General features: G+C 65.9%; 12 protein-coding genes. 9 read left to right on the forward strand and 3 right to left on the reverse strand.

The features are described from left to right. Window positions 1–105: 105 nt before the first annotated feature. The 3 genes from leuC to Q7514_RS09255 all read left to right on the forward strand — a co-directional run bounded on the left by leuC (window position 106) and on the right by Q7514_RS09255 (window position 3,042). Window positions 106–1,524 carry a 3-isopropylmalate dehydratase large subunit gene (leuC, locus tag Q7514_RS09245; RefSeq protein WP_330132942.1) on the forward strand — a complete coding sequence of 473 codons (1,419 nt, stop codon included), beginning with the start codon at window positions 106–108 and terminating at the stop codon, window positions 1,522–1,524. A 24-nt stretch (window positions 1,525–1,548) separates the two neighbouring features. Continuing rightward, a complete protein-coding gene (leuD, locus tag Q7514_RS09250; RefSeq protein WP_330132943.1) occupies window positions 1,549–2,145 on the forward strand; it encodes a 3-isopropylmalate dehydratase small subunit in 597 nt (198 codons plus the stop codon). Window positions 2,146–2,313: 168 nt separating this feature from the next. Next, complete coding sequence (locus tag Q7514_RS09255) at window positions 2,314–3,042, forward strand: HU family DNA-binding protein (protein ID WP_132470841.1); 729 nt, start codon at window positions 2,314–2,316, stop codon at window positions 3,040–3,042. A 134-nt stretch (window positions 3,043–3,176) separates the two neighbouring features. On the opposite strand, the gene Q7514_RS09260 is transcribed toward Q7514_RS09255, so the two are convergent. Genes Q7514_RS09260 through cofC form a run of 3 tightly spaced genes read right to left on the reverse strand, consistent with a single transcriptional unit; the run spans window position 3,177 to window position 7,171 of the window. Beyond that, window positions 3,177–4,262 (reverse strand): NUDIX hydrolase, encoded by a 1,086-nt coding sequence (locus Q7514_RS09260; protein ID WP_330132944.1) that lies wholly within the window; start codon window positions 4,260–4,262, stop codon window positions 3,177–3,179. An 11-nt stretch (window positions 4,263–4,273) separates the two neighbouring features. Beyond that, the gene (locus Q7514_RS09265) at window positions 4,274–6,463 is read right to left on the reverse strand and encodes an RNA degradosome polyphosphate kinase (protein WP_330132945.1); all 2,190 of its coding nucleotides are present in this window, start codon (window positions 6,461–6,463) and stop codon (window positions 4,274–4,276) included. A gap of 36 nt (window positions 6,464–6,499) precedes the next feature. Next, window positions 6,500–7,171: a 2-phospho-L-lactate guanylyltransferase gene (cofC, locus tag Q7514_RS09270; protein ID WP_330132946.1), complete on the reverse strand. Its 672-nt coding sequence runs from the start codon at window positions 7,169–7,171 to the stop codon at window positions 6,500–6,502. A gap of 180 nt (window positions 7,172–7,351) precedes the next feature. Here cofC and Q7514_RS09275 point away from each other — a divergent pair, with 180 nt between their 5' ends. The 6 genes from Q7514_RS09275 (at window position 7,352) to Q7514_RS09300 (ending at window position 14,410) form a co-directional block, all read left to right on the forward strand. Beyond that, window positions 7,352–8,350, forward strand: coding sequence for an NAD(P)H-dependent glycerol-3-phosphate dehydrogenase (locus Q7514_RS09275; RefSeq protein WP_330133098.1), 999 nt, complete (start codon window positions 7,352–7,354; stop codon window positions 8,348–8,350). Window positions 8,351–8,355: 5 nt separating this feature from the next. Further along, on the forward strand, window positions 8,356–9,480 hold the full coding sequence (locus tag Q7514_RS09280; RefSeq protein ID WP_330132947.1) for a cystathionine gamma-lyase: 1,125 nt from the start codon (window positions 8,356–8,358) through the stop codon (window positions 9,478–9,480). Window positions 9,481–9,533: 53 nt separating this feature from the next. Then, the gene (locus tag Q7514_RS09285) at window positions 9,534–10,640 is read left to right on the forward strand and encodes a D-alanine--D-alanine ligase family protein (RefSeq protein ID WP_330132948.1); all 1,107 of its coding nucleotides are present in this window, start codon (window positions 9,534–9,536) and stop codon (window positions 10,638–10,640) included. 81 nt (window positions 10,641–10,721) lie between these two features. Then, the gene (locus Q7514_RS09290) at window positions 10,722–12,017 is read left to right on the forward strand and encodes a glutamate-5-semialdehyde dehydrogenase (protein ID WP_330132949.1); all 1,296 of its coding nucleotides are present in this window, start codon (window positions 10,722–10,724) and stop codon (window positions 12,015–12,017) included. Window positions 12,018–12,063: 46 nt separating this feature from the next. After that, on the forward strand, window positions 12,064–12,960 hold the full coding sequence (locus tag Q7514_RS09295) for an AAA family ATPase (protein ID WP_132470836.1): 897 nt from the start codon (window positions 12,064–12,066) through the stop codon (window positions 12,958–12,960). 1 nt (window position 12,961) lies between these two features. After that, window positions 12,962–14,410, forward strand: a complete 1,449-nt coding sequence (locus Q7514_RS09300; protein ID WP_330132950.1) for a vWA domain-containing protein — start codon at window positions 12,962–12,964, stop codon at window positions 14,408–14,410. Window positions 14,411–14,414 lie beyond the last annotated feature (4 nt).

Below are 14,414 nucleotides of genomic sequence, written 5' to 3' on the forward strand. Positions count from 1 at the left end.
GTGGGAAGCATAGCGCATCCGGTTCGGGACGGAAACGGCACCAGACGCGACTCGGACAGCCCCGAGCTTCGGGTTCGCGTACGGCACGTACGACAGGTGGAGAGAATGGCTGGAAAGACTCTGGCAGAGAAGGTGTGGGACCAGCACGTGGTTGTGCGCGGTGAAGGAGAGGGTTCGGCGCGTCGGCCCGACCTGATCTACATCGACCTGCATCTCGTACACGAGGTCACCAGCCCGCAGGCATTCGACGGCCTGCGGCTGGCCGGGCGAGGCGTGCGTCGTCTCGATCTGACGATTGCAACCGAGGATCACAACGTCCCGACGATCGACATCGACAAGCCGATCGCTGATCCCGTGTCGCGCACACAGGTCGAGACACTGCGCCGAAACTGCGAAGAGTTCGGCGTGCGGCTGCACCCGATGGGCGACCTCGAGCAGGGCATCGTGCACGTGGTCGGCCCTCAGCTCGGCCTGACACAGCCCGGCATGACGGTGGTGTGCGGCGACAGCCACACCGCCACCCACGGAGCGTTCGGCTCGATCGCAATGGGCATCGGCACCAGCGAGGTCGAGCATGTACTGGCAACCCAGACGTTGTCGCTGCGTCCGTTCAAGACGATGGCGATCAATGTCGATGGCGAACTGCCCGCGGGTGTCACGAGCAAGGATCTGATTCTTGCGATCATCGCGCAGATCGGTACCGGAGGCGGACAGGGCTACGTGCTCGAGTATCGCGGCGAGGCGATTCGTAAGCTCTCTATGGAGTCTCGGATGACGATCTGCAACATGTCGATCGAGGCGGGCGCCCGGGCAGGGATGATCGCGCCCGACGAGATCACCTACGAGTTCCTGAAGGGGCGCCCGCACGCACCGCAGGGCGATGACTGGGATATTGCGCTGGCTGCCTGGGAGCAGCTGAAGACCGACGAGGACGCAGTTTTCGACGCCGAGGTCCACATCGACGCCAGCGCGCTCACCCCGTTCGTCACGTGGGGAACCAATCCGGGGCAGGGCCTCCCTCTCGGCGCATCGGTGCCGGTACCGGAAGAGATCGCCGACGAGACCGAGCGCCACGCAGCCGAGAAAGCTGTGCGCTACATGGACCTCGAGCCGGGTATGCCCTTGCGTGAGATCAAGGTCGACACCGTCTTCGTCGGGTCGTGCACCAACGGCCGCATCGAGGACATGCGGGCAGTCGCCGAGGTTCTGAAGGGCCGCAAGGTTGCTGAAGGCGTTCGGATGCTCGTTGTTCCCGGATCGATGCGTGTTCGTGCTCAGGCCGAGTCCGAAGGTCTCGGCGAGATCTTCGTTGCGGCAGGCGCGGAATGGCGTCAGGCCGGCTGCTCGATGTGCCTGGGAATGAACCCCGATCAGCTTGCGCCGGGCGAGCGTTCCGCATCGACGTCGAATCGCAATTTCGAAGGCCGCCAGGGCAAGGGTGGGCGAACACACCTCGTGTCCCCGGCTGTGGCCGCCGCCACCGCCGTTCGCGGCACACTGTCCGCCCCGGCGGATCTGGACTAGAGCACGGGACGAGGAGAGAATTCGATGGAAGCCTTCACTACTCACAAGGGCATCGGCGTTCCGTTGCGCCGGTCCAATGTCGATACCGATCAGATCATTCCCGCGGTGTACCTGAAGCGGGTCACCCGCACTGGATTCGAGGACGGACTGTTCGCCGGATGGCGCACCGACCCGGCCTTCATCCTCAATACACCCCCGTTCGACCGCGGCAGCGTTCTCGTGGCCGGCCCGGATTTCGGAACGGGATCCTCCCGAGAGCATGCCGTCTGGGCCCTGTCCGATTACGGCTTCCGGGTGGTGATCTCGCCGCGTTTCGCCGATATCTTCCGCGGCAACGCCGGGAAGGCCGGACTGCTCGCCGCTCAGGTCGGCCAGGACGATGTCGAATTGCTCTGGAAACTCATCGAACAACAGCCGGGTCTCGAACTCGAGGTGAGTCTGGAAAGTCGGACTGTGACCGCCGGAACAACCGTGGTGCCGTTCACCATTGACGACTACACACGGTGGCGTCTGATGGAGGGTCTCGACGACATCGGGCTGACATTACGCCAGGTAGAAGCGATTTCCGAGTACGAGAAGGCAAGGCCTTCTTGGAAACCGCGCACCATCGAGGTGCCCTGACAAGAGCCTCCGACACCGCCGTGCGGGCCCGCGCCGAACCGGATTCGGCGCGGGCCCGTCCCCGTATTTGCATGAGAATTGGCGTGGCACATAGACTCTTGACCGTTTGCGGGGCTACCGTGGACTCGAGTCGGTCTGACGGTGGACCGTGATATGCGGAGGAAATCAATGAACAAGGCAGAATTGATCGACGTTCTGACCGAGAAGCTCGGTTCGGACAGGCGCACCGCGACGGACGCTGTCGAGCACATCGTCGACGCGATCGTTCGCGCCGTGCATGCCGGCAACAGCGTCACCATCACCGGATTCGGTGTGTTCGAGCAGCGTCGTCGCGCGGCTCGTGTCGCTCGTAACCCGCGTACGGGTGAGACCGTCAAGGTCAAGCCGACGTCGGTTCCGGCTTTCCGCCCGGGTGCTCAGTTCAAGGCGGTCATCGCCGGCACCCAGAAGCTCCCGGCGAGTGGTCCGGCAGTCAAGCGCGGTGCCGCTGCGGCAGTGAAGAAGTCCGCTGCTGCGAAGAAGGCTGCCAAGAAGACCGCAGCCAAGAAGACTACGGCGGCGGCAAAGAAGACCACCGCGGCGAAGACCACCGCGGCGGCGAAGAAGACCACGGCGGCCAAGAGCACTGCGGCCAAGAAGACCACGGCGGCAGCAAAGAAGACCACCGCGGCCAAGAAGGCTCCGGCCAAGACCACGGCGGCCAAGAAGACCACCGCGGCCAAGAGCACTGCAGCCAAGAAGACCACGGCGGCAGCAAAGAAGACCACCGCGGCCAAGAAGGCTCCGGCCAAGACCACGGCGGCCAAGAAGACCACCGCGGCAGCAAAGAAGACCACCGCGGCCAAGAAGGCTCCGGCGCGGAAGACCACGGCTCGCAAGTCCGCGGCCAAGAAGTAGGTCTGTGCGACATCTCATCGGCCCGTGCACTGCGGGCTGAGCACTTCGGCGGCTACCGGTTTCCGGTAGCCGCCGAAGTTGTGTCCGATGGAGGCGAGGGGCGGGTTTCGCGGTGCCCGAATCCTTGCTGGTACTCAGGCCTGTCCAGGGGCGAGGGGAGTGTCGAGGTATTCGGCCGCGACGAGCCGCCCGCAGTGGAACGACAGGATCCATGTGCTCGCCTTACGGGTGCGACCCTCTGGGAGATCGAAACCCGACTCTTCCGACCACCACTGGAGAAGATTCGGAATCACACCCCCCTGGCTGCACAGGACGGGGACCGTCCCGCTCTCGATGACGTCGGCGATCCGTTTGCGGGCGAGCGCGGGATCGGCTGTGTAGTCCTCTTCCGACAGTGACGGTTCCAGAGCGATATCGACGCCGAGGAGATGGGCAAGCGGTTCTATCGTCTGGGTGCATCGCGCACGGTCGGCCGAAAAGAGGGTATCGGCACCGAAGGCGGACAGCTGCGGCACCAGCGCAGCGGCCTGCCTCCGGCCCTTCTCCTCGAGCGGGCGGGCCCGGTCGTCACCGTCGTAGTCCCTACGACTGCCGGCCTTGGCGTGCCGTACGACGAGCACCGTCCGGGTATCGATCGGCAATTCCAGGAATCGGCGGAGCACCGTGTGGTCCATCGAATACGTCAGTTCATCGAAAGCAGTGTCGGGCGAAACCCATCGGAGGGCGTCCACCTCGTCGTTCGCGACGAAGTCGCCGGACTCGCACCGAGCCGTCCAGTAGTCGACCTGCTTACGCGGGTACAGAACGTCCCCCGTCGCTTCGCTCGCCCCGGACCCGGAATCCCCCGTCGCTTCGCTCGCCCCGGACCCGGAATCCCCCGTCGCTTCGCTCGCCCAGGACCCGGAATCCCCCGTCGCTTCGCTCGCCCAGGACCCGGAATCCCCCGTCGCTTCGCTCGCCCCGGACCCGGGAAGGGAATAGGTGACTCTTCCGAGGCCACGCCCGAGAACAGCCCGGAATCCGGTCTCCTCCTCGGTCTCCCGGAGCGCTGCAACGATCGGTGTCTCCCCGGGATCGAGCTTGCCCTTCGGGAAAGTCCAATCGTCGTACTTCGGCCGATGGACCAGGGCCAGTTCGAGGCCCCCCTCACCGGGTCTCCAGAGAACCGTCCCCGCCGCAAGGATGTCTTCGGGGGACGATTCGTCCGATAGCTTGGTCACATGTCCTCCGTTCACGACGTGCGAATCCGCATGAGCTCGACCTGATGATCGCGCGCGGCAGTCCCCGGCGCGGGGCTCGCGGACCAGGCACCATCGGATTCCAAGGTCCAGCACCGAGTTGCGGGATCCAGCGCGGAGTCGAAGATCTGGCCCAGCTGCAAGCACAACTGAGGGTCTTTCACCTGGACCATCACTTCGACGCGGCGGTCGAGATTGCGATGCATCATGTCGGCGCTGCCGATCCAGAACTCGTTGCTGCCACGGAAGTGGAGGATGCGGGAGTGTTCGAGGAATCGTCCCAGAATCGATCGCACGGTGATGTTCTCGCTCAGCCCCGGCACACCCGGCACGAGGGCACAGATTCCGCGAACAACGATCTCCACGGAGACACCGGCGCGGGAAGCGCGGTACAGCGCGTCGATGACCTGTTCGTCGACGAGCGCGTTGGCTTTGAGGCGGATTCCTGTGGGCTTGCCTGTCGAATGATGCTCGATCTCGCGCTCGATGCGCTCGATGATGCCCTTGCGTACTCCGTGCGGAGCCACGAGAAGATTGCGGTACTGCGCTTTTCGTGAGTAGCCGGTGAGGGTGTTGAACAGGTCGGTCAGGTCGGAGCCGATCTCGGGTGAGCATGTGAGAAGACCGACATCCTCGTACAGCCGAGCAGTCTTCGGATTGTAGTTGCCGGTGCCGATGTGGCAGTAGCGCCGGATCGTCGATCCCTCACGGCGGACCACGAGCGAGGTCTTGCAGTGGGTCTTGAGGCCCACCAGTCCGTACACCACGTGGACGCCGGCCTGTTCGAGCTTGCGGGCCCACTGGATATTCGCCTGCTCGTCGAACCGTGCCTTGATCTCGACCAGTGCGACGACCTGCTTGCCGGCCTCAGCTGCGGCGATGAGCGCATTGACGATTGGGGAGTCGCCGGAGGTGCGATACAAGGTCTGCTTGATCGCCAATACCTGGCTGTCAGCGGCCGCCTGCTCGATGAAACGTTGCACGCTCGTGGAGAAGGACTCGTACGGATGATGGACGAGCACGTCGCCTTCGCGCAGCGTCGAGAAGACGCTCTTCGGCGTTTCGCGTTCGCCGAACGCAGGGTGCGTTGCCGGCACGAACGGAGCATCCTTGAGGTCCGGGCGGTCGACGGCGTGTACTTGCCAAAGGCTGGACAGATCGAGCAGACCCGGCAGCTGCACCACATCGGACGGATCGACATCGAGCTCACGCAGTAGCAATTCGAGCATGTGCTCGGTCATGTCGTCCGAGACCTCGAGCCGTACGGGAGACCCGAAACGGCGGCGCGCGAGTTCGCGTTCGAGGGCCTGCAGCAGATCTTCGTCGCGGTCCTCCTCGACGTCGAAATCCGCATTACGGGTGACTCGGAATGCGTGGTGCTCGACGACCTCCATTCCGGGGAACAGAACGTCGAGGTGCGCAGCGATCAGTTCCTCGAGAGGGAGGAAGAGCGGAATCTCGTGCGACCCGTCGACCTGGTCGACCCGGACATACCGGTCGACGTTGTCGGGGACCTTCACGCGCGCGAAATGCTCGCCCGCCGAATTCAGATCCTTCACGGTGACAGCCAGATTCAGGCTCAACCCACTGATGTAGGGGAACGGGTGAGCGGGGTCCACGGCGAGCGGAGTGAGGACGGGGAAGATCTGCTCGGCGAAGTATCGGGTCAACCGTATCTTCTGGGGCTCGTCCAGATCCGACCAACGGATGATCGAGATACCTTCGGCGGCAAGGGCGGGAAGCACCGACTCGAGAAAGACCTGGGCTTGGCGGCCGGCGAGCTCCTGCGTGCTCGATGCGATGAGTGCGAGCTGCGCTCTCGGCGACAGGCCGTCGGCGGACCGTACCGACAGTCCTGTTTCCGCGCGGCGTTTGAGGCCGGCGACCCGAACCATGTAGAACTCGTCGAGATTGGACGCGAAGATCGCCAGGAACTTCGCTCGCTCGAGAAGCGGGATCGACTTGTCCTCGGCGAGGGCGAGTACACGCGCGTTGAAATCCAGCCAGCTCAATTCTCGGTTGAGGTATCGGTCGGCCGGAAGTCCGTCCGCGCCCAGGACGCGGTGTTCGGCCGCGGCGGGCGGTGCAGCGGGTGCGGTCGCACGCACTGATCGGGAAACGGCGCGGGCAGGATATGCATCTTCGGATCCGACGTTCGAGTCGGTGGTATCGCCGTGGGTCACTACCTCATTGTTGCAGGAACATCATGAATCCGTGAGTCAGTGGATGCCGGGTGATCGTTCCGGGAGCGCGAACCCGATCCGGTCGAGGACCCGACTCGTGGCGGCGCCGGTGCCGAGCCGGACAGCCGCCTCGAGATCGTCGATGGTGTCGACGTCCAAGCGCAGCCCGTCCAGTGGTTCGGTCAGCGCCTTCGCTCCGGATCGGACGTGCCGTCGCGCGGAGTCGACTCCGAACATGGGCTCGAGTGGACCATCCGGCGTGCACTGGAACAGAGCCGCGGTTCCGGTGCCGGTGTGATCGGCGACAATCGCTCTGCCGAACAGTCGTGCTTCGGTGAGCGCAGCCGCGAGTTCCGATGATCGCAGAGCTGGAAGGTCCGCCTGCAGTGCGACGAGATCGGTTCCCGGTGAGTGCGCGCGAACGTGTGCAGCGGCGACGTCGAGTGCCGCGTTGAGGGGATCGGACTCGCCACGATATACGGGATCGGGCAGTACCCGGGCGCCGTGCCCGAGCGCGACGTCGGTTGCGATCGGATCCGACGTCACCACGGTGGCGACAGCACCGGGTAGTCCCAAGGCCGCGGCGAGTGTGTCGATGAGCATTGCGACGACCAGGTCGGAGCGTGTGGACGGCTCGAGGATGTGTGCGAGCCGTGTCTTCGCCAGGCTCAATGCCTTGACGGGGACGAGCACGTGCACATCGGTCATTCTCGGGATTCTGCCAGTTCCACGACCGGATGCATCCCGGCGTGCCGTCTCGCGGTGTACCCACCGGGTTTGGGCGATACTGGACGCACCCGTGGTGGAGATGCATCCGGCGAGGCCGTGATGCGGTGGGACGACAGCGCAGCGAGACGACTGCACAACGAGACGAGTGAGGGGGACCGTGTGACCAAAGCGGCGATACTGGGTGCGGGTTCATGGGGGACGGCATTTGCGAAGGTTCTCGCGGAGGCGGGTACCGACGTGACCGTCTGGGCGCGCCGGGAGGAGATGGCGCGGTCCATACGCGAGCGGCACGAGAACCCCGACTATCTTCCCGGCGTCGATCTGCCTGCAACCCTGTCTGCCACCTCCGATCACCGGGTGGCGCTCGACGGCGCCGACTTCGCCGTTCTCGCGGTGCCGTCCCAGACGCTGCGGGTCAATCTCGCGCAGTGGCGGGACGACATCGCCGACGACACGACCCTGCTCAGTCTTGCGAAAGGGATCGAGAGCGGCACCCTGATGCGGATGAGTCAGGTGGTCGGCCAGGTCACGGGAGCGGACCGGAATCGGATCGCGGTGCTGTCCGGGCCGAACCTCGCGCGTGAGATCGCGGCAGGTCAGCCTGCCGCCACGGTGATCGCGTGTCCCGAGTCCACCCGCGCGATCGAAATTCAGAAGGCCTGTGCTACAGGGTATTTCCGTCCTTACACGAACACCGATGTCGTCGGGTGTGAAATCGGTGGTGCGTGTAAGAACGTGATTGCGCTCGCGTGTGGCATGGCCGCCGGTGTAGGTCTGGGGGACAACACGGTGGCGAGCATCATCACCCGCGGTCTCGCCGAGATCATCCGACTCGGAACGGCGCTCGGGGCCAAGCCCGCGACGTTGTCGGGTCTGGCGGGGGTGGGCGATCTCGTCGCCACGTGCACCTCACCGCTCTCACGCAACCGGGCCTTCGGGGAGCGTCTCGGTCGAGGGGGGACGCTCGAGAGCGCTCAGGAAGCCACGCACGGTCAGGTGGCCGAGGGAGTGAAATCCTGTACGTCGGTGCGGGAACTTGCCGCCAGTTACGACGTCGAGATGCCCCTCACGGACGCAGTGCATCGCGTCTGCCACGAGGGCATGTCCGTCCAGGACGCGATCGGGTTGCTGCTCGGTCGCCGTGTGAAGCCGGAGTGATCCTGATGCTCGGAGATTCGACTCGCTGCGTCGAAGCTGTTGCTGTAGAAGGTGTTCCAGGGGATCCCTTGCAGAGGGGGCCGGTGTTCGCGGCGCCGTATCGACTCGGTGAGGACGAACTCACCGAGTCGGACACCTACGCACGGGCGTCGAACCCCGGATGGCGCGACCTCGAACGGGCACTCGCAACCCTCGAGGACGCGTCCGCAGCTCGCGTCGTGGGCTCCGGGATGTCCGCGATCACCGTTGCACTCCGTGCGCTGGCAGGCCCCGGCGGGGTGGTCGTGGTCCCGTCGGACGGCTACTACCAGGTGCGCATGTACGCGCGTGACTGTCTCGAACCCTTCGGTGCGGTGGTCCACGAACTGTCGGTGCCCGAGTTCGGCGACGGCACGCTCGGCACCGTGCTCGCGGATGCGCCCGAGGGTGCGGTGGTCCTCGTCGAGACTCCGTCGAACCCGGGCCTCGACACCGTGGACCTTGCGGCGACCGCAGCGACCTGTCGCGCGGCCGGTGCACTCCTGCTGGTCGACAACACGACGGCCACGCCGCTCGGCCAACAGCCGCTCTGCCTCGGCGCCGACGTCGTGGTGGCCAGCGGCACGAAATCGCTCAGCGGGCACAGCGATCTGCTGTTCGGGTACCTCGCCGTGCGCGACGACACCCTGCTTCCGCGCATCGATCGTGAGCGGTTGCTGTCGGGGACCGTGTTGGGCCCGTTCGAGACCTGGCTCGCCCATCGGAGTCTGGGTACGGCGGGATTGCGCTTCGAGCGGCAGTGCGCGAACGCGCAGGCGATCGCGCAGATGCTGGCAGAGCATCCCGCCGTCGCGGGCGTACGTTATCCGGGCCTGCCGACGGACCCGGCTCACCCTGTCGCGGCGGCGCAGATGCGCAGGTTCGGTCCCCTCGTCACCTTCCGGCTCGACAACGCCGACCGCTTCCACCGCTTCGTGCGCTCGTCGGAGCTGGTCGTCTCTGCAACCAGCTTCGGTGGGATCCACACAACGGCCGATCGGCGCGCCCGCTGGGGTGATCAGGTGGCTCCGGGGTTCGTGCGGCTGTCGTGCGGTATCGAGGACACCGACGATCTGCTCGCCGATCTTGATGCAGCGCTACACACCTCGTGAACCACGGGAAACCGGCTGGGGCCGAAACCGCCGTTACCGGTACGGTATGTGCCGTGAGTAACCCCCGCACCCGGGTGGCTGTCGTGTTCGGCGGCCGCAGCAACGAACATTCCGTCTCCTGCGTCTCGGCAGGCAGCGTCCTGCGCAACCTGGATCCCGACCTCTTCGAAGCCGTCCCGGTCGGGATCACCCTGGATGGCGCCTGGGTACTCGCAAGCTCGGATCCGGAGAAGCTCGCCATGGCCGGGCGTGAACTGCCCGTCGTCGACACCACAGGGTCCGCGCTGGTGCTCACCGCCGACCCGACGCGAAGTGGCGACCTCGTAGCTCTCGACGAGGGCGATTTCGGCAAGGTCTTCGCGTCGGTCGACGTCGTATTCCCCGTGCTGCACGGCGCCAACGGTGAGGACGGCACCCTCCAGGGGCTGCTCGAGCTCGCCGGGATTCCCTACGTGGGGCCGGGCGTCCTCGCGAGCGCCGCAGGTATGGACAAGGAATTCACCAAGAAACTGCTCGCAGCGGAAGGCCTGCCGGTCGGCTTCCAGATCGTGCTCCGCCCCGGCGTCGCGACGCTCACCGACGACCAGAAGGATCGCCTGGGTCTGCCCGCGTTCGTCAAGCCCGCGCGCGGTGGATCATCGATCGGCATCAGCCGCGTCACCGACTGGGCGTCGTTCGACGCCGCTGTGGACAAGGCACGCCGACATGACCCGAAGGTCATCGTCGAATCGGCGATCGTCGGCCGCGAGGTCGAATGTGGCGTCCTCGAGTTTCCGGACGGCGATGTCCGGGCCAGCGTCGTCGCCGAGATCCGCATGCCCGATTCCTCGGGCAATCACGAAGCGTTCTACGACTTCGACACCAAGTACCTCGACGACGTGTGCGAATTCGACGTTCCGGCCAAGCTCGATGACGACGTGTCCGACGAGATCCGCGACCTGGCGGTACGCGCCTTCCGCGCACTCGACTGCCAGGGACTTTCCCGGGTGGACTTCTTCGTCACCGAGAACGGTCCGGTGATCAACGAGATCAACACGATGCCCGGTTTCACGTCGATCTCGATGTATCCGCGGATGTGGGAGGCCGTCGGCATCGACAACCGCGAACTCGTGTCCACCCTGATCCGCACTGCACTTGCGCGGGGCACCGGGCTGCGCTGATACCCGTTCCTGCCGAGGCTGAAGCCCGTTCCGGCCCGAGCTGCCTGTCGGCTCGGTCACCATCGCGACTACGCTGTGGCCATGACTGCCGTGACCCCTGACTCCACCGCATCGAGTTCCGCGGAAGCCGAGGCGATCGACACCCGCGAGGCGGTGCACGCTGCCGCTCGCGGTGCCCGTGTCGCCTCGCGGCGTCTCGCCCTGCTCACGACCGCGCAGAAGGATGCCGCCTTGCACGCGGCAGCCGACGCGCTTCTCGCTGCGTCGGACGCGGTACTGGAGGCCAACGCCGCCGACATCGACGCCGCGCGCGCAGGCGGTACCGAGGAATCTCTCCTCGATCGACTGCGTCTGACGGAGGCCCGCATCGAGGGCATCGCATCGGGTCTGCGTCAGGTCGCCGGACTGCCCGATCCGGTCGGCGAAGTGGTGCGCGGCTCCACGTTGCCCAACGGGCTCGAACTCCGCCAGCTCCGCGTGCCGCTCGGTGTGGTCGGCATGGTCTACGAGGCGCGCCCGAACGTCACCGTCGACGCGTTCGGTCTCGCACTCAAGTCGGGCAACGCAGCGTTGCTGCGCGGCTCGTCGTCCGCAGCACATTCGAATGCTGCGCTCGTGGAGGCGCTGAGGGGTTCGCTCGCCGCTCAGGGATTGCCCGAAGATGCGGTGCAGTTGCTGCCGAGCGCCGACCGGTCGTCGGTGACGCACCTGATCCAGGCCCGGGGGCTCGTCGACGTCGTGATTCCGCGCGGCGGTGCCGGCCTGATCTCGGCGGTCGTCCGCGACGCGACTGTGCCCACCATCGAGACCGGTGTGGGGAACTGCCACGTCTACATCCACTCTGCCGCCGATCCGGTGATGGCGGAGAAGATCGTCGTCAATGCCAAGACACGCCGGCCGAGCGTGTGCAACACCGCCGAGACGATCCTCGTCGACAAGGCCGTCGCAGACACCGTCGTGCCGAAGTTGTTGCAGGTCCTGCAGTCTCACAGCGTGACCGTTCACGGCGACCTACCCGGACTCGTTCCCGCAACCGAGAACGACTGGGCCGAGGAGTATCTCAGCCTCGACGTGGCCCTTGCAGTCGTCGACGGTCTCGACGATGCGGTCGATCACATCGACAAGTACGGCACGGGCCACACCGAGGCAATCGTCACCTCGGACCTCGCTGCCGCCCGTGAGTTCACTGCGCGGGTGGATGCGGCGGCCGTCATGGTCAATGCGTCCACCGCCTTCACCGACGGGGAGCAATTCGGGTTCGGCGCCGAAATCGGAATCTCGACCCAGAAGTTGCACGCTCGCGGCCCGATGGGCCTACCCGAACTGACTTCCACCAAATGGGTGGTGTGGGGCGACGGCCACACGCGGCCCGTCTGACGACCAGACGACCACTCGACCGATCAGCACGACGAAAGGACACAGCGTGGATCGTGCGCTGCCGACCACTCCGCCGATCTTCGCGGACGTCCAGGACGTGATCGACCGGCTCGCAGAGACCGGCTACCTCGCCGACAAGGCCACGGCCACGTCGGTGTTCCTCGCCGACCGGCTCGACAAGCCGCTGCTCATCGAAGGCCCCGCCGGCGTCGGCAAGACCGAGTTGGCACGCGCCGTCGCGCAGACTTCCGGCGCCGAACTGGTCCGGCTGCAGTGCTACGAGGGTGTCGACGAATCCCGCGCGCTGTACGAGTGGAACCACGCGAAGCAGATTCTGCGCATCCAGTCGGCGGGGGCGAACGCCGCGGCGGGCGAATCGTGGGATTCGACGAAGGAGGACGTGTTCTCCGAGGAGTTCCTGCTGTCGCGTCCGTTGCTCACTGCGATCCGGCGCGACGACCCGACCGTCCTGCTCATCGACGAGGTCGACAAGGCCGACGTCGAGATCGAGGGTCTGCTCCTCGAGGTACTCAGCGACTTCGCGGTGACGGTCCCCGAACTCGGCACCATCCGGGCGTCCCGCAAGCCGTTCTCGGTCCTGACGTCGAACGCGACGCGCGAATTGTCCGAGGCCCTCAAGCGCCGGTGCCTGTTCCTGCACCTGGATTTCCCGGACGCCGACCTCGAACGCCGGATCCTGGCGAGCCGCGTCCCCGAGCTGTCCGAGGCGGTCGCAGAACAACTCGTCCGCACCGTCCACGTGCTGCGTGGCATGCAGCTCAAGAAGGTGCCGTCGGTCGCCGAGACGATCGACTGGGGTCGGACGCTGCTTGCTCTGGGAATGGACACCCTCGACGATGCAGCCGTACGTACCACTCTCGGCGTCGTTCTCAAGCATCGGTCCGATCAGGACCGTGCAGCAGCCGAGCTCCGGCTGAATTGACATGGCCGCGGCACCGACATCCGGTCCGGGCGGAACGCTGAGGGCGCCGCACGGAATTCCCGGTCATCTCGTCGGATTCGTCGAAGCGCTGCGGCGTCGCGGCATCCCTGTGGGTCCGTCCGAAACTGTCGACGCGGGCCAGGTCATGTCGGTGATCGACCTGCTCGACCGAGAGATGCTGCGTGAGGGACTGGCGTGCACACTGCTGCGGCGGCCCACGCACCGCCCGACCTTCGACGCGTTGTTCGACCTGTGGTTCCCGGCGGCCATCGGCCGGCGCGGTGCCGAAGGCGCCGAATTCACGCTGCCCCGCACGCCCTCCGGCGAGATCGACCTCGAGGCAGTGCGCGACCTGATCGCCGAACTCCTCGCCGACGACTCTCCGGACGCGCTCGCCACGACCGAGATGCTCACCGCGCAGCTCGTCGAAGAACTCGGCCAGTACAAGTCGTCGAACGGGCCGTCGTTCTCGGCGTATCAGACCCTGCGTGACGTCTCCCCGGAGACGTTGCTCACCCGAATTCTCGAGGGGCTCCTCGGGAACGCATCGAGCGACGACCGCGACACCGGCGACTACGAGACCGAGGTCGCGCGGCAGACCGCGGCACGACGGATCGCCGACTTCCGGGCGATGATCGAACGGGAGACCCGGCGCCGCACCGCCGAACAACTCGGTCGCGACCGAGTCGAGAAGTACGGGGTCCCGAAACTCGCCGAAGAAGTCGACTTCCTGCGCGCCTCCGACGCCGAGCTCGTGGCGTTGCGCCGCCAGGTGATGCCGCTCGCACGGCTTCTTGCGAGTCGGCTCGCGGCACGACGACGCCGTAGCCGCGCCGGTGCCATCGATCTGCGGCGCACGCTACGCAAGTCGATGTCGACGGGCGGTGTGCCGATCGACCTCATCAATCGCAAGCCACGCCCGGCACGGCCGGAACTCGTCGTCATGTGCGATGTCTCGGGTTCGGTCGCGGGGTTCTCGCACTTCACGTTGCTGCTCGTGCACGCGTTGCGCGAACAGTTCTCCCGGGTTCGGGTGTTCGCGTTCATCGACACCACCGACGAGGTGACCCACCACTTCGCGGCCGGCATCGACCTCGGTACAGCGATGTCGCAGATGCTGCGCGAAGCGGAGCTGATCACGTACGACGGCCACTCCGACTACGGCAACGCCTTCGCCACGTTCAACGAGAAGCACGCGCACAGCCTTACCAGCCGCAGTTCCCTGCTGATCCTCGGTGACGGCCGGAACAACTACCGCAACCCCAACCTCGATGCCCTCGGGCACATGGTCCAGGTTGCGCGGCACGCGCACTGGCTCAATCCCGAGCCGCGTGGCCAGTGGGGCGCCGGGGATTCGGCGGCGCGAGTGTACGCAGAGGCCATCACGATGCACGAATGCCGCTCGGCGAAACAGTTGGCCGAGGTGGTGGCCGCTCTGCTGCCGGTCTGACCCC

Origin of the sequence: Rhodococcus artemisiae (assembly GCF_036327795.1) — a bacterium.
GTDB classification, from domain to species: Bacteria; Actinomycetota; Actinomycetes; order Mycobacteriales; family Mycobacteriaceae; genus Rhodococcus; species Rhodococcus artemisiae.